Source organism: Cellulosimicrobium sp. ES-005 (assembly GCF_040448685.1).
Lineage (GTDB): Bacteria > Actinomycetota > Actinomycetes > Actinomycetales > Cellulomonadaceae > Cellulosimicrobium > Cellulosimicrobium cellulans_G.
The window spans coordinates 264,818-281,394 of the sequence record NZ_CP159290.1; the positions used below are offsets into that span (position 1 = coordinate 264,818).

At 74.7% G+C, this 16,577-nt stretch carries 13 protein-coding genes and 1 pseudogene; 7 read left to right on the plus strand and 7 right to left on the minus strand.

Annotation, left to right across the window (positions count from 1 at the left end; genetic code table 11):
* Positions 1 to 6 precede the first annotated feature (6 nt).
* Positions 7 to 588 carry a 1-acyl-sn-glycerol-3-phosphate acyltransferase gene (locus ABRQ22_RS01160; RefSeq protein WP_353708288.1) on the minus strand — a complete coding sequence of 194 codons (582 nt, stop codon included), beginning with the start codon at positions 586 to 588 and terminating at the stop codon, positions 7 to 9.
* Between the two features lie 149 nt (positions 589 to 737).
* On the opposite strand from ABRQ22_RS01160, the gene ABRQ22_RS01165 reads away from it, so the two are divergent.
* Genes ABRQ22_RS01165 through ABRQ22_RS01175 form a run of 3 tightly spaced genes read left to right on the plus strand, consistent with a single transcriptional unit; the run spans position 738 to position 4,341 of the window.
* Positions 738 to 1,949 carry an ROK family transcriptional regulator gene (locus ABRQ22_RS01165; RefSeq protein ID WP_353708289.1) on the plus strand — a complete coding sequence of 404 codons (1,212 nt, stop codon included), beginning with the start codon at positions 738 to 740 and terminating at the stop codon, positions 1,947 to 1,949.
* On the plus strand, positions 1,946 to 2,896 hold the full coding sequence (locus tag ABRQ22_RS01170; protein WP_353708290.1) for a polysaccharide deacetylase family protein: 951 nt from the start codon (positions 1,946 to 1,948) through the stop codon (positions 2,894 to 2,896). The genes ABRQ22_RS01165 and ABRQ22_RS01170 overlap by 4 nt, the downstream gene beginning before the upstream one ends.
* A complete protein-coding gene (locus tag ABRQ22_RS01175; RefSeq protein ID WP_353708291.1) occupies positions 2,893 to 4,341 on the plus strand; it encodes an MFS transporter in 1,449 nt (482 codons plus the stop codon). Before ABRQ22_RS01170 ends, ABRQ22_RS01175 begins: the two co-directional genes overlap by 4 nt.
* Positions 4,342 to 4,401: 60 nt before the next feature.
* On the opposite strand, the gene ABRQ22_RS01180 is transcribed toward ABRQ22_RS01175, so the two are convergent.
* Positions 4,402 to 4,959 carry a MarR family winged helix-turn-helix transcriptional regulator gene (locus ABRQ22_RS01180; protein ID WP_353708292.1) on the minus strand — a complete coding sequence of 186 codons (558 nt, stop codon included), beginning with the start codon at positions 4,957 to 4,959 and terminating at the stop codon, positions 4,402 to 4,404.
* A 91-nt stretch (positions 4,960 to 5,050) separates the two neighbouring features.
* Between ABRQ22_RS01180 and ABRQ22_RS01185 the strand changes: the two genes are divergently transcribed.
* Entirely contained in the window at positions 5,051 to 5,995 is a 945-nt protein-coding gene (locus ABRQ22_RS01185) for an LLM class flavin-dependent oxidoreductase (RefSeq protein WP_353708293.1), read from the plus strand.
* Positions 5,992 to 8,322 carry an LLM class flavin-dependent oxidoreductase gene (locus ABRQ22_RS01190; RefSeq protein WP_353708294.1) on the plus strand — a complete coding sequence of 777 codons (2,331 nt, stop codon included), beginning with the start codon at positions 5,992 to 5,994 and terminating at the stop codon, positions 8,320 to 8,322. Before ABRQ22_RS01185 ends, ABRQ22_RS01190 begins: the two co-directional genes overlap by 4 nt.
* Before the next feature lie 33 nt (positions 8,323 to 8,355).
* Here the strand turns inward: ABRQ22_RS01190 and ABRQ22_RS01195 are convergent, their stop codons facing one another.
* Positions 8,356 to 9,576, minus strand: a complete 1,221-nt coding sequence (locus ABRQ22_RS01195) for a benzoate/H(+) symporter BenE family transporter (protein WP_253054142.1) — start codon at positions 9,574 to 9,576, stop codon at positions 8,356 to 8,358.
* A gap of 88 nt (positions 9,577 to 9,664) precedes the next feature.
* Between ABRQ22_RS01195 and ABRQ22_RS01200 the strand changes: the two genes are divergently transcribed.
* Positions 9,665 to 10,285, plus strand: a complete 621-nt coding sequence (locus ABRQ22_RS01200) for a helix-turn-helix domain-containing protein (protein WP_253054140.1) — start codon at positions 9,665 to 9,667, stop codon at positions 10,283 to 10,285.
* A 21-nt stretch (positions 10,286 to 10,306) separates the two neighbouring features.
* On the opposite strand, the gene ABRQ22_RS01205 is transcribed toward ABRQ22_RS01200, so the two are convergent.
* From ABRQ22_RS01205 to ABRQ22_RS01220, 4 genes and pseudogenes are all read right to left on the minus strand, one after another.
* Positions 10,307 to 11,605, minus strand: a complete 1,299-nt coding sequence (locus ABRQ22_RS01205; protein WP_253054138.1) for a PrsW family intramembrane metalloprotease — start codon at positions 11,603 to 11,605, stop codon at positions 10,307 to 10,309.
* Positions 11,606 to 11,748: 143 nt separating this feature from the next.
* Entirely contained in the window at positions 11,749 to 12,168 is a 420-nt protein-coding gene (locus ABRQ22_RS01210) for a transferase (protein WP_253054136.1), read from the minus strand.
* A gap of 385 nt (positions 12,169 to 12,553) precedes the next feature.
* Positions 12,554 to 13,619 (minus strand): annotated as a pseudogene (locus ABRQ22_RS01215) (IS110 family transposase).
* A 401-nt stretch (positions 13,620 to 14,020) separates the two neighbouring features.
* Complete coding sequence (locus ABRQ22_RS01220) at positions 14,021 to 15,022, minus strand: LacI family DNA-binding transcriptional regulator (protein WP_253054134.1); 1,002 nt, start codon at positions 15,020 to 15,022, stop codon at positions 14,021 to 14,023.
* Between the two features lie 265 nt (positions 15,023 to 15,287).
* Here ABRQ22_RS01220 and ABRQ22_RS01225 point away from each other — a divergent pair, with 265 nt between their 5' ends.
* The gene (locus ABRQ22_RS01225; protein ID WP_353708295.1) at positions 15,288 to 16,574 is read left to right on the plus strand and encodes an extracellular solute-binding protein; all 1,287 of its coding nucleotides are present in this window, start codon (positions 15,288 to 15,290) and stop codon (positions 16,572 to 16,574) included.
* Positions 16,575 to 16,577: the final 3 nt, after the last annotated feature.

Below are 16,577 nucleotides of genomic sequence, written 5' to 3' on the forward strand. Positions count from 1 at the left end.
CGGGCGTCAGGCGGCCGCGTCCTCCTCGCGGAGCCGCGGCTCGGTGCGCAGCGCCGGGCGGAGGCCGGACTTGTCGGCGTAGAACGCGCGCACGACGTCCATGTCGGCGCGCACGTCGCCCGTGAGCTCGATGGTCGGGCCGAGGCCGGTCGTCATGGTGGTGCGGTCGACGTACCCGAGGGTCACCGGCAGGTGCGCCTCGCGCGCGATCCGGTAGAAGCCCGACTTCCAGTACGACCCCGCGCCGCGCGTGCCCTCGGGCGTCACGACGAGCGAGAACACCTCGCCGGCGTGGAGGCGCGCGACGACGTCGGCCACGACCCGGCTCGGGTCGCGCCGGTCGACGGGGATGCCGCCGAGCGCGCGCATGAGCGGGCCGGCCGGGCCGGCGAACAGCGTGTGCTTGCCGAGCCAGCGCACGTGGATGCCCGTGCTCCAGGCGATGGCGAGCATGAGGACGAAGTCCCAGTTCGACGTGTGCGGGGCGCCGACGAGGAGCGTCGGGCGGCGGGTGTCGTACGGCTCGGAGCGCAGGGACCACCGGCTGGTCGCCCAGTAGGCGCGGGCGAGGGCTCGGCGGATCACCACGCCACGGTACAGGCCGTCCACGGGGAGACCGGTTGCCGTCGACAACCCCCGGGACCTTGGTTAGTCTCCGGGCGGGTAGGGAACTTCCCGCTCTACCCGCACGGCCCGGACATGTCTGATCGACCCACCCACTGCTCGACGGAGACCAGATGGACACCACTCCCGCCGGTACGCCCGCCCTCCTGCGCACCCTCAACGCACGCGCCGTGCTCGCCGTGCTCGGCACGGGCGCGCGGGTCGCGCGGCCCGACGTCGTCTCGGCGACCGGTCTGTCCAAGACGACCGTGGCGCAGACGCTGCGGGCGCTCGAGGCCACGGGCGTGGTCACGGAGGCCGGGCTCGACCGGGACCGGCGGGGGCCCGCCGCGACGCTGTACCGCGTCGACCCGGACTACGCGTTCGGGCTGGGCATCGACGTCGCGCGCGACCGGGTGCGGGTCGCGCTCGTCGACGTCACGGGCGCGATCCGGGCCCGTGCGGAGCGCCGGGACGTCAAGCCGACGACGACGGCGCGCGCCCGTGCGGCCGCGGAGCTCGCCCGCGCGTGCGTGAGCGACGCCCAGGCGCGGCTCGCGGAGGGGCCGACGATCGAGGTGACGCGCGCGGTCGCGGCCGTCCCGCTGATCGTCGGGTCGGACCTGCGGACGATCCGCCGCGTCCCCGGCTACGAGAAGGGCGGGACCGAGCTCGTCGACGCGCTCGAGGACGCCCTCGGGTGCCCGGTGACCCTCGAGAACGACCTCAACCTCGCGGCGCTCGCCGAGCAGCGCGACGGCGCCGCGGCCGGGGCGCGCTCGTTCGTCGTGCTCGGGCTGGGCGACGGCTTCGGGGCCGGGCTGGTGCTCGACGGGAAGCTCCACCGCGGGTTCGCGGGCGGTGCCGGCGAGGTCTCGTTCCTGCCGCACCCCGCCCGGGCGCTGGGCTCCGAGGCGCTGGGGGCGTCGTCCCTCGCGTCGCTCGCGAAGGAGCACGGCCTGCCCGACGACGTGACCGTCAAGGACGTCGTGGACCGGGCCGAGCACGGCGACGGCGCCTCGAACGACGTGCTCGACGAGGTCGCCGAGCGGATCGGGGTCGTCGCCGCGTCGGTGGCGCTCGTGGTGGAGCCGGAGCTCTTCGTCCTCACCAACCAGGCGGCGCGCGCGCCGATCGCGGACCGGGTGACGCGTTTCCTCGCGGAGAAGATCGCCGTCCTCCCCGTCCGGGTCGTCTCGTCGGACCTCACGTGCGACGCCGTCGTGGTGGGGGCCGCCCGCTCGGCCAGCGACGCGCTGCGCGACGAGGTGTTCCGCTCCGCCGCCGCCCACCCCGCGCCGGGCGAGGGCGACATCGCCGACGAGCGCGAGGAGGCGGCGTCGTGACCGCGGCAGCACCGGGCGGCGGAGCACCGCCGTCGGACCTGGTCTCCCGGCTGGGCCTCGCCGCCGACGCGCGCGCGATCATCCTCAACGCCGACGACTACGGCATGTGCCGCGCCGCCAACCGCGCGGTCTCCGAGCTCCTCCTCGCGGGGCACGTCGACTCCGCGACGGTCATGGTCCCGTGCGGGTGGGCGCCGGACGCGCTCGCGTTCGCGGCCGCGCACCCCGTCGACGTGGGCGTGCACCTCGTGCTGACCAGCGAGTGGACGCGGTACCGGTGGCGCCCGCTCACCGGCACGGGCACGTCCCTGGTCGACGACGCGGGCTACTTCCCGCGCGACGTGCTGACCGTCGAGCGCCAGGCGCGCGTCGAGGACGTCGTCGCCGAGCTCACGGCCCAGCTCGACGCGGCGCTCGCGGCCGGGGTCGACGTCTCGCACCTCGACAACCACATGGGCTCCGTCTACGGGCTCGAGACGGGACGCTCGTTCCTGCCGCAGGTCTTCGAGCTCGCCGCCCGGCACCGGCTGCCCTTCCGCCTGCCCCGCACGACCGACGGGATGGTGCTGCCCCCGGGCGACTTCCAGCCCCTGCTCGACGAGGCGACGGCCGCGGCGGACGCCCTCGGCGTCGTCCTGGTCGACCGGCTCTGGACCCACCCGTTCGAGCTCGATGGCGCCGGGACGGTCGAGGAGGAGGACTACGAGGACGTCCGCGCCGACTTCCTCGACCTGCTGCGCCGCGTGCCGTCCGGCGTGACCGAGATCTTCCTCCACCCCATGCTGGACGACGACGAGCTCGGCGACGTCGCCGACTACGGCGTCGCGAAGCGCGGCTTCGAGCACCGGCTCCTCGCGGACCCGGCCGTCGCGGCCGTGATCGCCGAGGAGGGCATCGTCCGCGTCGGCTGGCGGCACCTGCGCGCGGTGCAGCGGGGCGAGCGGTGAGCGCCCCGCAGCCGGCGCCGTCGGGCAGCGTGCCGACGGCGGGCGGAGGGCTGCTCGCCCGGACGCGGGACCGCCGGCTCGTCGGTGCGCCCTCGCGCGCGGGGACGATCGCCTACGGAGCGTCCGCGTTCCCCTCGAACCTGCTCATGCAGACGTTCTCCGCGTTCGTCGTCTACTTCTACGTCGACCACCTCGGCGTGCGCGCGGGCTGGGTCGCGGGCGCGATGGTCGCGCACGGCATCCTCAACGCCCTGCTCAACCCGCTCGTCGGCGCCGCCTCCGACCGGCGTCGCACGCGGTGGGGCCGCCGCGTCCCCTGGATCGTGCTCGGGATCGTGCCGCTCGTCGTCGCGTTCGCGCTCGTGTGGATGCCGCCCGCCGTCGGCCCCGTCGGCCTCGTCGTGTGGTTCCTCGTCGTCGTGGCCCTGTTCGACGTCGCGTACGTCGTCGTCGCGCTCAACATCTCGGCGCTGTTCCCCGAGATCTTCCGCACGACGGCGGAGCGCGCCCGCGGGAACACCCCGCGCCAGATCTTCGGCCTCGTCGGGATGATCCTGGGCACCGCCGGCGCGCCGCTGCTGTACGGCACGCTCGGGTGGACCTGGATGGCGCTGCTGCTCGGGGTCGTGAGCCTCGCGTTCTTCGTGTGGTCCCTCGCCGGCATGGTCGAGCGCCCGGTCGACGTCGCGACCGTGCGCGAGCGCGAGGCCGCCGTCGGGCTGGGGGACCAGCTCCGGTACACGTTCGCCAACCGGGCGTTCGTCACCTACGTGCTCGGGTCGCTCCTGCTCCAGAGCACGACCGCGATCGTGCTCGCCGCGATCCCGTTCTACGTGCGGTACACGCTGGGCGGCGCCGAGGCCGACGCGACGCTGCTGCTCGCCCCGATCTTCGTCGCCGCGATCCCGTCGATCGTCGGGTGGTCGTGGGTCGTGCGGCGCATCGGCCCGCGCTCGGCCATGCTGTGGGTCGTCGCCGTGTACGGCCTCGCGACCTGCCTCTACCTGATCCCGTCCACCGTCCTCGGCGCCGCGCTCGCCGGCCTCGCCGTGGGCGTCGGCGTCGCGGGCCTCATGCAGGTGCTCGAGGTGGCGCTGGCGCAGGTCATCGACGACGACGAGCGCCGCACCGGCCTGCGCCGCGAGGGCATGTACTTCGGCGCCAACGGGTTCGTCGTGCGCGGGTCCGTCATCGTCCAGGCCGTGCTCGTCGCCGGTGTGCTCTCGGCCAGCGGGTACGTCGAGGGCGCGGGCGACGTCGTGCAGCCGGACAGCGTCGCGACGGGCGTGCGCCTCCTCCTCGGCGGCGTCCCCGTGGTCCTCGCCGCGCTCGCGTTCGTGTGCTTCTGGTTCTACCCCCTCCGCGGCCACGACTCCGACGACACCGACGCCGCCCTCACCGAGGCCGACGCCTCACCCACCGCGGCAGACCCCCTCCCGAGGTAGAACCCCGCCCGCGCGAGCCGTGGTTGCGCGCGGTGCAACCCTGGTCGCGCGACCAGGGTTCTACCTCGGTCGAGCGGGGGTCTGCTTCGGCGGGGTGGTGCCGCCGAGGGTGTGCTCGGCGACGGTGCAGGGGTCGGTGGTGGCGTCGACGTCGCGCAGGTCGCACGCGACGCGGCGCATGAGCGTGCGGAAGGCGCTGCGCTCGTCGGGGGAGAGCATGTCGAGGAGGTGCTCCTCGGCGTCGTGCACGGCGGAGGCCCACCCGGCGAGCCGACGGCGGCCCTCGGGCGTCGCGACGACGCGGCGGGCGCGGCGGTCGGCGGGGTTCTGCTGCCGCTCGACGAGACCTGCGGCGACGAGGTCGTCGACCAGGTACGTCATGACGGTCCGGTCGATGCCGTGGTGCTCGGCGAGCGCGAGCTGGGTGGGGTGGTCGCCCTGTGCGACGGTGACGAGGACCTGGTAGCCCCGCGTGCCGTGGGGGACGTCGTCGAGCGCCTGCTCGACCGTCGCGCGGTAGGCACGCAGGAGCACGCCGAGGTGCCAGCCGAGGTCCTCGAGGCGGCCGGGGAGCTCGGCCGGGCCGGTGGGTGCGGCGGTCGTCGTGGTCGTGCTCATCCGCCCAGCGTACCGCCGGGAATGCGGTTGCACCACCTATCTGTTACCGATATGTTCTGCTCAACAACGTATTCTGAGATCGCGAGGAGCCATGCCCGACTACGGCCACGACCTGCGCTTCGGGTCCTTCGTCACGCCCACCGCCGCGGCGCCGCACCAGGCCGTCGCGCTGGCTCAGCTCTCCGAGGAGGTGGGCCTGGACCTCGTCACGTTCCAGGACCACCCGTACCAGGCGGCGTTCCTCGACACGTGGACGCTGATGTCCTGGGTCGCCGCGCGCACCGAGCGCGTCCGGATCGCGGGCAACGTGCTCAACCTGCCGCTGCGCCCGCCGGCCGTGCTCGCGCGGGCCGTGGCGAGCCTCGACCGGCTCTCGGGCGGGCGCGTCGAGCTGGGGCTCGGCGCGGGCGGGTTCTGGGACCCGATCGTCGCCATGGGCGGCGAGCGTCTGACGCCGGGAGAGTCGGTCGACGCGCTCTCCGAGGGCATCGACGTCGTCCGCGGGCTGTGGGACACGTCCACGCGTGACCGCCTCGTCGCGGGCGGGACGCACCACCGCGTCGACGGGCCCAAGCGCGGCCCCGCGCCCGCGCACGACGTCGAGATCTGGGTCGGCGCGCTCAAGCCCCGCATGCTGCGCCTCGTCGGGGCGAAGGCCGACGGCTGGCTCCCGTCGCTCGCGTACCTGCAGAGCTTCGAGGCGCTGGCGAAGGGCAACGCGACGATCGACGCCGCCGCCGAGGAGGCGGGTCGCGACCCGCGGGCCGTGCGTCGGTTGCTCAACGTCGGCGGCCGGTTCACCGCCGACGGCGGCGCGGGGTTCCTCCAGGGCTCGCCGCGTCAGTGGGCCGAGCAGGTCGCGGAGGTGACGCTCGAGCACGGCGTGTCCACGTGGATCGTCGCGGGCGACGACCCGACGACGCTCGCCGTCGTCGGCCAGGAGGTCGCCCCCGCGGCCCGCGAGCTCGTCGCGTCCGCGCGGGGCGCCGGCGGCCCGGCCTCGGGCGCCCCGACCGACGGCGAGGTCCGCGCATGACCGACTACGGCCACCCGCTCCGCCTCGGCACGTTCGTCACGCCCTCCGCGCAGGACCCGGACGCGACGGTCGGGCTCGCGCGCCTCGCCGAGGACCTCGGCTACGACCTCGTGACCTTCCAGGACCACCCCTACCAGCCGCGCTTCCTCGACACGTGGACGCTGCTGTCGTACGTCGCGTCCGCGACGGAGCGCATCCACGTCGCGCCCGACGTCGTCAACGTCCCGATGCGCCCGCCCGCGGTGCTCGCGCGCGCGGCGGCGAGCCTCGACCTGCTGTCCGACGGGCGCGTCGACGTGGCCCTGGGCGCGGGTGCCTTCTGGGACGCCATGGTCTCGATGGGCGTCGAGCGGCTCACCCCGGGCGAGTCGGTCGAGGCGCTCGCCGAGGCGATCGAGGTGATCCGGGCGATCTGGGGCGAGGACGGCGACGGCGAGCTGTTCGTCCCCGGGCGCCACCACCGGCTCGACGGCGCGACCCCCGGCCCGGGAACCACGCGTCGCATCCCCGTGTGGCTGGGCGCGCTCGGCCCGCGCATGCTGCGCCTCGTCGGTGAGAAGGCCGACGGCTGGCTCCCGTCGCTGGGGCGCGTCGGCCTGGACGGGCTGCGCGCGGGCAACGCGCGCATCGACGAGGCCGCGACCGCCGTCGGGCGCGACCCGCGCGAGGTCACGCGCCTGCTCAACGTGTCCGGGACCTTCGGGGCGAACGACGGCGGTGGCGGCCTGGGCGGCGCGCCCGACCTCGCCGGGCCGCCCGAGGCCTGGGTCGAGCGGCTCGTGCCGCTCGTCCTGGAGGAGGGTGTCTCGACGCTGATCCTCGCGACCGACGACGAACGCACGACCCGCCGGTTCGCCGAGGAGGTCGCGCCCGCGCTGCGCGACGCGGTCGCCGCCGGGCGCGCCGCGCGCGGGACCGACACGTCGCGCGTCGTGCCGCTCGTCGTCCGCGCGGCACGTCGTCCGGGTATCGCGTACGACGACGTCCCCGCCCCGCTCGCGGAGCGCGCGGTCGAGCCCGGGGACGCGGCGTACGCGGGCGTGCGCTCGAACTACCTGCGCGGCGGCTCGCCCGGGCTCGTGCTCCGCCCGCGCGACACCGCCGAGGTGGTCGAGGCGCTCGCCTTCGCGCGCGCCCAGCCGGTGACGCAGACGGTGCCGCTGTCCGTCCGCTCCGGTGGGCACGGCATCAGCGGGCGCTCGACGAACGACGGCGGGATCGTCCTCGACCTGGGCGCGCTCGACGCCGTCGAGGTGCTCGACGACGCCGCGCGCCTCGTGCGCGTCGGGCCCGGCGCGCGCTGGGGCGAGGTCGCGGCGGCGCTCGCGCCGCGCGGGTGGGCGATCACGTCCGGCGACTACGGCGGGGTGGGCGTGGGCGGGCTCGCGACCGCGGGCGGCATCGGGTTCCTCGGCCGCGCGCACGGCCTGACGATCGACCACGTGCGCGCCGTCGAGGTCGTCCTCGCGGACGGCTCGGTCGTGCGTGCGAGCGACGACGAGAACCCGGACCTGTTCTGGGCCGTGCGCGGCGCGGGGTCGCAGGTCGGGGTCGTCACCTCGTTCGAGCTCGTCGCCGACGAGGTCGCGGCCGTGGGGTTCGCGCAGATGGTGCACGACGCCTCGGACCTCGCGGGGTTCCTCGAGCGCTGGGGCGCGACGGTCGAGGGGTCGCCGCGCGACACGACGAGCTTCCTCATCGTCGGGCGCCCGCGGCCAGGGCAGCCGGTCGTCGCACAGTCCATGACCATGGTCGACTCCGACGACCCGGACGTCGTCCTCGCCCGGCTGCAGCCGTTCGCGGCGATCTCCCCGCTGCTCGCCCAGGCGACGGCGCAGATCGTGCCGTACGACGCCGTCGTCTCCGCGCCCGCGCCCGGGCCGCACGGCGGTCAGGGCGAGCCCGTGTCGCGCTCCGGCCTGCTGGAGCACCTCACGCCCGAGGCGGCGGCCCGGCTCGCGGGCCTCGTCGCGAGCGGCGACACGTACTTCTTCCAGATCCGCTCGACCGGCGGCGCGGCGTCGGACGTCCCGGTGGACGCGACGGCGTACGCGCACCGGTCCGCGAACTTCTCGGTCGTGGCGATGGGAGCGAGCCGCTCCCGGCTCGACGCGCGCTGGGACGCGCTGGCGGACGTGTTCGAGGGCATGTACCTGAGCTTCGACACCGACAGCCGCCCCGAGCGGGTGACGGACGCGTTCCCGCCCGCGACCTTGGAGCGACTGCGCGAGGTCAAGCGCCGCGTCGACCCGACGAACGTCTTCCGCGACAACCTCCCCGTCCTCGGACCGGACCCGCTCGAGCCAGCACCGGCACCCGCGAGGTAGAACACCCCGTCGCGAGGTAGAGGACGCAGGGTTCTACCTCGCGACGGGGTGTTCTACCTCGCGGGGGTCCGGGTTCTTGTTCGGCGGCCGACGGCGAGCCGTGAGCACCGCGTGGACGGTGAGCCCGGCGAGGATCGCCCAGAACGCGGCGGCGATGCCGGCGACGACGACGCCGCTCGCCGCGACGAGGAACGTCACGACGGCCGCCTCGCGACCGCGCGGCTCGGCGACGGCGCCCGCGACGGCCGCGCCGAGCGTCGCGACGAGCGCGAGCCCCGCCGCAGCCTCGACGAGGCCCGCGGGCGCGGCGGCGACGAGCGCGGCGAGGCCGGCGGAACCGACGGCGAGCACGAGGTACGCCCACCCGGCGGTGTGGGCGGCGAGCCAGCGGCGCCGGGGGTCGGGGTGCGCCTCGGGCCCCGCGGCGAGCGCGGCGGAGATCGCCGCGAGGTTGATCGTGTGGCCGCCCGCCGTCGCCCCGGCGAGGGTCGCGAGCCCGGTGACGGTCATCGTCTCGCGCCACGGCACGCGATAGCCGAACGACGCCATGACGGCGACACCCGGCACGTTCTGCGACGCCATCGTCACGACGTAGAGCGGGACCGCGAGCCCGACCACCGCCTGCCACGAGAGCGTGGGCGCCGTGAGGTCGAGGCGCGGGACGGCGTCGGACCACGTGAGCGTGCCGCCGTGCACGGCCTCGTACCCGACGATCGCGAGCGTCACCGCGAGCGCTGCGGGCGCCGCCCAGCGCGGCGCGACCCGCAGCAGGACGAGCCACGTGACGATCACCGGCGCGACGAGCAGCGGTGTCGCGACGACCGCGCGCACGGGAGCGAGGCACAGCGTGAGGAGCACGCCGGCGAGCATCGCCTGGGCGATCGGGGTCGGGATGGCGGCGACGAGGTCGCCCAGTCGCGGCCAGAGCGCGGTGAGCAGCACGAGCCCGCCGACGACGCAGAAGGCCCCGACCGCGGCGGGCCACCCGCCCGCGACGGCGCCCGTGCTCACGAGCAGCGCGGCGCCGGGCGTGGACCACGCGAGCGTGAGGGGGGTGCGGTGCCGGGTGGTCAGCCAGAGGATCCCGACGGCCTGCGTGACGCACAGGGCGAGGAGCCCCGAGGCCGCCTGGTCGGGGGTCGCGCCGACGGCGCGCAGCCCGGCGAGCACGACGGCGAACGAGCTCGTGAAGCCGACGAGCGCGGTCACGAGGCCGGCGAGGACGGGGCGCAGGCGGTCCGGGGCGGGGTCCATGCTGCTCCTGGCGGACGGCGGAGGAAGCGTTCTGTTCATGGAACGGTAGCAGAGGCCTCGCGACACGCGCGCCGGTAGGCTGCGGCCCGTGAGCGACGGGGCGGGGCGCGCGGAAGGTCAGCCGGACGAGGACACCGGGGGAGCGCCTGGGCGCCCGCCGGAACGGGCCGGGGACGGGACGCTCGCGGCGGTCGCCGCGCAGCTCCGTGCGCTGCGTGCGGAGCGAGGCCTCTCCCTCTCGGCGCTCGCCGCCGCGGCGGGCATCGGCAAGGGCTCGCTCTCCGAGATCGAGCACGGCGCGCGCAACCCGACGCTCGCGACCCTCTACGCGCTGGCCGGGGCGCTCGGCGTCCCGCTCGCGACGCTCCTCGCCGAGCGGGCGGGCACGGAGGTGTCGTCCGAGGGCGTCACCGCGCGCCTGCTCGATGCGCACCACCTGCCCGGCGGCACGGCCGTCGAGATCTACCACCTGCACCTCGAGGCCCACGCGGACCGGACCTCGCCGCCCCACGGGCCGGGCGTCGTCGAGCACCTGCTCATCACGCGCGGTCGCCTGCGTGCCGGGCGCCACGGGGCGGAGGCGGTCGTCGAGGAGGGCGACGAGCTGCGCTGGGTGTCGGACGCCGACCACTCCTACCGGGCGCTCGACGGCGCCCCGGTCGACGCGGTGCTCGTCATCCGGACGCCGCCCCGCGGCGGCGCCGGGTAGTCGTCGGCGGAGTCCGCCGGGCTAGTACGCGCCCTGGCCGGGCACCCACGCGTCGGTCGTGAAGCCGGACGGCGCGCCCGGGGACCACGGTGCGGGCGGCGGCTGAGGCGTCCGCACGAGGAACGCCTGGCGCGCCGTGAGCATGAGCTGCAGCAGCGCGCGGCGCTGCCCCTCGACGCGCCACGCCTCGACCGCACCGCGCGCGACGCGGTCGTGGAGCAGCGCGAGCTCGGTCGCCGCCTGCTGGTAGTCCCGCATGGCGTGCGCGGCGCCGGCACCACCCGTGCGACGCGCCCAGTCACGTGCCTGGCGGCGCGCGGCGAGCGTCGAGAGCATCGTGAGGTCCGCGGGCGTGACCAGCCCGGTCGGGACGTACGGCACGAGCTGGCGCTGGATCGTCGCGACCGTGCGGCGCCGGTCCCGCACGAGCAGGACGATCAGCGTGACCAGCACCCCGAGCCCGGCGAGGTAGGCGACCCCGAGCGCGAGCGTGCCGAACCCCGTCGAGGCGTTCCACAGCATGTGGAGCGCGACGGCCGCCGCCAGACCGCCGATCGGCGCGAGGACCCGGCGCGGGCCGGGCGGGCTCGTGGCCGCGCTCGCGACGCCGAGGCCCGTGAGCGCCGTGCACAGCGGGTGCAGCAGGGGAGTGACGAGCGCGCGGAGCACGAACGTCGGGCCGAGCGTGCCGTCCTGCGCCGCCATGATGAAGTACGTGACGTTCTCGACCGCCGCGAACCCGAGCGCGACCATCGCGGCGTAGATGACGCCGTCGGTCCAGCCGTCGATCTCGTGCCGGCGGAACCACAGCATCCCGAACAGCACCGCGCCCTTGAGGATCTCCTCGACGAACGGCGCCCCGAACGACGCGACGACGTACCAGCCGACCTCCTCGCCGAACAGCGGCGCGGTGAGGAGCTCCAGGCCGAGCGTGTTGAGGATCCCCGCGACGAGCGTCGCGATCCCGGCGCCCCACAGGAACGCCACGACGAGCGCGCTCGGCGGCTCCGGCTCGAGGCGGTCGAGCGCGAGCACGACCGGCACCCAGATGCCGAGCGGCACGAGCGCCAGCAGCAGGCCGACGGTGAACGTCCCGACCCCGGACAGCGCCGCGAGCACCAGGCCGACCAGCAGGCACAGGCTCGCGACCGCGATCGTCACGATCACGCCCACGCGAGCCCGGCCCGGCGGCCGGCCCTCGAGCACGGCGCGCGGGTCGAGCGGCCCCACGGCGCCCGCGGGCCCCTGCGGGTGCGGGTGCACCGGCGTCGGCTGCGGGTGCGGCGGGGGGACGGCGGGGCCGTGCGGCGGGAAGGTCACGGTCGGCAAGGCTACGCACCCGACCGCCGCGACGGAAGGACGTCCACGGGCCGCGGCGCCGAACCCGGGGCCGTGGGTGCCCCGCGGCGTCGAACCCGGGACGTCCCCGGGTTCGACGCCGGCGACCCCGGGTTTGGCGGTGCTCAGGCGGCGACGTCGTACCCCGAGCGGACGCCGCCCCGGCGGCGCACGGTCGCGTCGTCGGGGACGATCTCGTCCGGCGGGACGACGGCGCCCGGCTCCACGAGCACGCGGCGCCCGACGCGCGCGCCGCTGCCGACGCGGGCGCGGTCGCCGACCCGGGTCTCGGGGCAGAGGCGCACGTTGTCGCCGATGCGGACGTCCCGGCCGAGGGTGACGTCGCGGTCGATCCAGCTTCCCTCGCCGAGCTGCGAGCCGTACCCGACGACGGCTCCCTTCTCGACGTACGTGCCCGACCCGACGGGGACGGACTCGGGGACGCGGGCGTGCGGCGACACGAGGCCGCCGCCGGTGTGGCGCTCGTAGTGCATGATCTCGCCGTAGTCGTTCTCTACCTGGACACGGCGTGCGAGGCGGGCCATGTGACCTCCTCAGGGTCTGTCGGCGGTGTTCTGCTGACATAACGTCGGAGCGGTGCCCAGGATTCCAGCCCCCCGCGGCGAGGTAGAGCCCTGGTCGCGCGAGGTAGAGCCCCGGTCTGCCGAGGTAGAGCCGTGGTTCTTGTGTTCGACGGCGTGTGGTTGCCCTGGGTGGGCGGGGTGGGTGGTGGTGCCGCGTCTACCATCCGCCGCTCGTTCCTCGCGGCTCCCGCCAGGCCCGACCACGACGCGGCACCACCACACACCCCGCCCTACGCCGTCTCACCCAGGTCCTCGCTCGCCCGGGCGACCGCACGCCTCGTGGCTAGGGATCTCTTTCGGCCCACCAGGGCTCTACCTCGCCCAACCACGGATCCTTCTATGTTCGTCAAGCTGGGGTGGTGGCGGGTTCGGTGGTGTTGAGGGTCCTGTAGATCTGGCGGGCGAGATAGCGCTTGAGGCAGCGTCGGATCTCTCGGGTGGTGCGTCCTTGGGCTCGTCGTCGTTCGATGTAGGCGCGGGTTTCGGGGTCGTGGGTCATGCGGGTCAGGACGGCGATGTGCAGGGCTTTGTTCAGGCGGCGGTCGCCGCCGCGGTTGAGTCGGTGACGGATGGTGTTGCCCGAGGACGCGGGGATGGGGTTCACCCCGGCCAGGGCGGCGAAGGCTGCTTCGGAGCGGACCCGGCCGGGGTGGGACCAGGCGGTCAGGGCGATCGCGGCGGTGACGGGGCCGATGCCGATCTTGGTCAGCAGCGGTGCGGCCTGGCTGGCTTGGACGAGCTCGGTCAAGCGGGCCTGGTTGGCGGCGATCTGTTCGTCGAGCTCGTTCACGCGCTTGGCCAGGCGGACGGCTTCGGTGCGGGCGGTCGCGGTGGCGAGGTCTTCCTCGCGCGGGCGCCAGCGCGCGACTGCGGCGATCTGGGTGCGGGTCAGTGGCTTGCGGGCGTCGGGGCCGAGGTCGACCACGCGGGCCAGGGCGGTCAGTGCGTTGATGGTGGCGGTGCGTTCGCCTGTCATGTGGTCGCGGGCGGTGACCAGGACGCGTAGGGCGGCTCGGATGCCGTCGCCCCGGCGAGGACGGCGCAGCTGGTCGGTATCCAGCGCCAGGACGGCGGCACCGATGCGGGCAGCGTCCAACGGGTCGGACTTGCCGATCCCGTGGTGGGCGCGCGCGTCCATCCGCGCGGCCTCGACGACCTCGTAGCCCCCGTTCGACGGCGCCGGTCAGGCCCGCACCATAGGACGCGACGCCCTCGATCACCCACAACACGGCGAGATCACCACCGGTGCGGCGCGCGACCCACGCGATCGCCCGGGCCAGGCCCGCGCTCGTGGTCGGGAACTCTCGGGTATCGATGACCTCACCAGTGCCGGTCAGGATCGCTAGGACGTGGTTGCGGGCATGGGTGTCCACACCCACGACGAACGGGTGCGCATGCGCGACGATGGTCATGGTGGCTCGGGTCCTTCCTACTCCAGGGACGACGGTCCGGCCGCTGGCGGCCGGCGCCGGCCTGGGTAGGAGTCACTTCGGGACAACACTGTGACGAGTCACGCCCCACCGGGGCGGACACCCTTCTGATCAGGACACCGAGGTGGGCCAGAACAGCGCCGGCCGCCCACCCCAGCCGGACAGATCCGTAGCAGGGCACCCCCAACAGGGCCGGCTCTACCTCGAGTCACGACCACGGCGAGCAGCCGACGCCATCCTCACCAGCCGATCCCAGACCAGCCACCGCAAGACTCACAGCTCTACCTCGCGTGGCCTCGGCTCTACCTCGGGTGACCAGGGCTCTGCCTCGGCGGACCGCCTTTCTCTCGCGTGCGACCGGGGTTCGCTCGCGGGCGGTGGGGTCAGAGGGCCCGGGTGGTGCCGCGGACGACGAGGGTCGTGGGGAGGCGGAGGTGGGGCTCGCGGGGGTTGCCCTCGACGAGGTCGACGATGAGGCGCAGGGCCTCGGCGCCCATGCGGTGGATCGGCTGGTCGACGGTCGTCAGGGGCGGGGTGGTGAGGGCCGACTCGGGGACGTTGTCGAACCCGACGACGGACACGTCGTCGGGCACGCGCAGGCCGAGCTCGGCGGCGACCTCCATGGTGCGGATGGCGGACAGGTCGTTCGCGGCGAAGATCGCCGTGGGCCGGTCGGGGAGGGAGAGGAGCTCGTGCGCGGGGGAGTCCGCGAGGTCGGGGCGGTAGCCACCGACGCGGACGAGGTCGGGGTCGAAGGGGATGCCGGCGTCGGCGAGCGCGTCGCGGTACCCCTGCTCGCGCAGGCGCGCGGACTCGAGGTCGGGGCGGCCGGCGAGGAAGCCGATGCGGCGGTGGCCGAGGGAGAGCAGGTGCTCGGTCGCGGCGCGCGCGCCGGCGAGGTTGTCGGAGTCGACGGTCGGCGGGCCCGACGGGCCGCGGTGCGGATCGACGGCGACGACCGGGATGGAGTTGCCGGGCGCGACGACGGTCGGCGTGACGAGGATGGCGCCGTCGATCAGCGTGCCGCCGAGCCGCGAGAGGTAGCGCTGCTCCCAGCCCACGCGGTCGTCGCGGCGTAGCCCGCCGGAGTAGGCGAGGAGCTCGTAGCCGGTGCCGTCGACCGCGTCCGAGATGCCCTTGAGCAGCTCGGTCGAGAACGGCTCGAACTCGGCGACCAGGATGCCGATGACGTTGGTGCGACGGCTGCGCAGGCTGCGCGCGACGATGGACGACTCGTACCCGAGCTGGTCGATGATCTCCTGGACGTGCCGGGAGGTCTCCAGGGCGACGCCGTAGCGACCGTTGATCACCTTGGAGACGGTCGCGACGGAGACGCCGGCGGTGCGCGCGACATCGCCGATCGTGACTCTTCCCGTGGAGCGCATGGGGAGACAGTAGCCCGTGATGCGACGCCTCGGCGGCGCCCCGCCGGGCGCGCGGCCCGGACCGCCGACGCGTCGTGGGCCGCGCCCGCACTCCCGCGGCCGCGCGGGTCGATCGTGCCCGCCACATCGTGTGTAAAACGTTATCGATAACGATTGACAGGCTGGCCCTGCGTTTGCGAGAGTCGCTCTGGCGGCCCCGACGCGGGGGCGGCCCGGCGCGCTCGACGGAGCGCGCGCCCGTGCGGCTCGACGAAGAGGACGAATCATGAGGTCTCGGAAGTTCCTGGCGGCATCGGCCGCGCTGGTGGCGAGTGCGATGGCGCTCTCGGCCTGTGGCGGCGGAGGGGGGTCCGGCACGGAGGACGGCGACGTCACCCTGACGTTCTGGCACAACTCCACGACCGGCCCCGGCATGGAGTACTGGAAGACCACGGCCGCGGCGTTCGAGGACGAGAACCCCGGCGTGACGATCAAGATCCAGGCCATCCAGAACGAGGACATGGACGGCAAGCTCCAGACCGCGCTGAACTCGGGTGACGCCCCCGACATCTTCATGGCGCGCGGCGGCGGCAAGCTCGCGGACGTCGTCGAGGCGGGTCAGGTCAAGGACCTGACCGACCTCATCGACCCGGCGGTCAAGGAGGCGGTCGGCGGGTCGCTGAGCGCGCTCTCGGTCGACGGCAAGGTCTACGGCATGCCGGTGTCGATCCTGCCCGGCGGCATGTTCTACAGCACCGAGCTCTTCGAGCAGGCCGGCATCACCGAGACCCCCGGGACGATCGCCGACCTCGAGGCGGCGACCGAGCAGCTCAAGGCCGCCGGCATCGCGCCCATCGCGCTCGGCGCCAAGGACGCGTGGCCCGCCGCGCACTGGTACTACTTCTTCGCGCTCCGGTACTGCTCCCAGGACGCGATGAACGAGGCCGCCGAGACGCGGACCTTCGACGACCCGTGCTGGCTCGACGCCGGCAACGCGCTCGCGGACTTCGCGGCGACCGAGCCGTTCAACGAGGGCTTCCTCACCACGTCCGCGCAGCAGGGCGCCGGCTCGTCGGCCGGCCTGCTCGCGAACCACCAGGCGTCGATGGAGCTCATGGGCGCGTGGGACCCGGGCGTCATCGCGTCCCTCACGCCGGACGAGAAGCCGCTGCCCGACCTCCAGTGGTTCCCGTTCCCCGAGGTCGAGGGCGGTGACGGCGAGCCCGGCGCGATGATGGGCGGCGTCGACGGCTACTCGTGCTACGTGGACGCCCCGGACGCGTGCGCCGACTTCCTCAACTACGCCATGTCGAAGGAGTCGCAGGAGGCCTACGCCACCGCGTTCCAGACGCTGCCCGCGAGCAAGGAGGCGCAGGCCGCCGTCGTCGACCCGGCCCTCGTCTCGATCCTCGAGGCGTACAACGAGGCGCCGTACGTCTCCGTCTGGCTCGACACGCTCTACGGCCAGAACATCGGGAACGCGCTGAACACGGCCGTCGTCAACCTGCTCGCCGGCCAGGGCACTCCCGAGGACATCGTCACCGCCGTCAACGACGCGGCCGCCAAGGAGTAGCAC

Excerpts from the sequence above, each read along its gene's own strand:
- ABRQ22_RS01180 (WP_353708292.1), bottom strand. The coding sequence starts at position 4,959 with ATGAGCACGACCACGACGACCGCCGCACCCACCGGCCCGGCCGAGCTC.
- ABRQ22_RS01220 (WP_253054134.1), bottom strand. The coding sequence starts at position 15,022 with ATGCGCTCCACGGGAAGAGTCACGATCGGCGATGTCGCGCGCACCGCC.
- ABRQ22_RS01185 (WP_353708293.1), top strand. The coding sequence starts at position 5,051 with ATGCCCGACTACGGCCACGACCTGCGCTTCGGGTCCTTCGTCACGCCC.
- ABRQ22_RS01210 (WP_253054136.1), bottom strand. The coding sequence starts at position 12,168 with ATGGCCCGCCTCGCACGCCGTGTCCAGGTAGAGAACGACTACGGCGAG.
- ABRQ22_RS01195 (WP_253054142.1), bottom strand. The coding sequence starts at position 9,576 with ATGGACCCCGCCCCGGACCGCCTGCGCCCCGTCCTCGCCGGCCTCGTG.
- ABRQ22_RS01190 (WP_353708294.1), top strand. The coding sequence starts at position 5,992 with ATGACCGACTACGGCCACCCGCTCCGCCTCGGCACGTTCGTCACGCCC.
- ABRQ22_RS01225 (WP_353708295.1), top strand. The coding sequence starts at position 15,288 with ATGAGGTCTCGGAAGTTCCTGGCGGCATCGGCCGCGCTGGTGGCGAGT.
- ABRQ22_RS01165 (WP_353708289.1), top strand. The coding sequence starts at position 738 with ATGGACACCACTCCCGCCGGTACGCCCGCCCTCCTGCGCACCCTCAAC.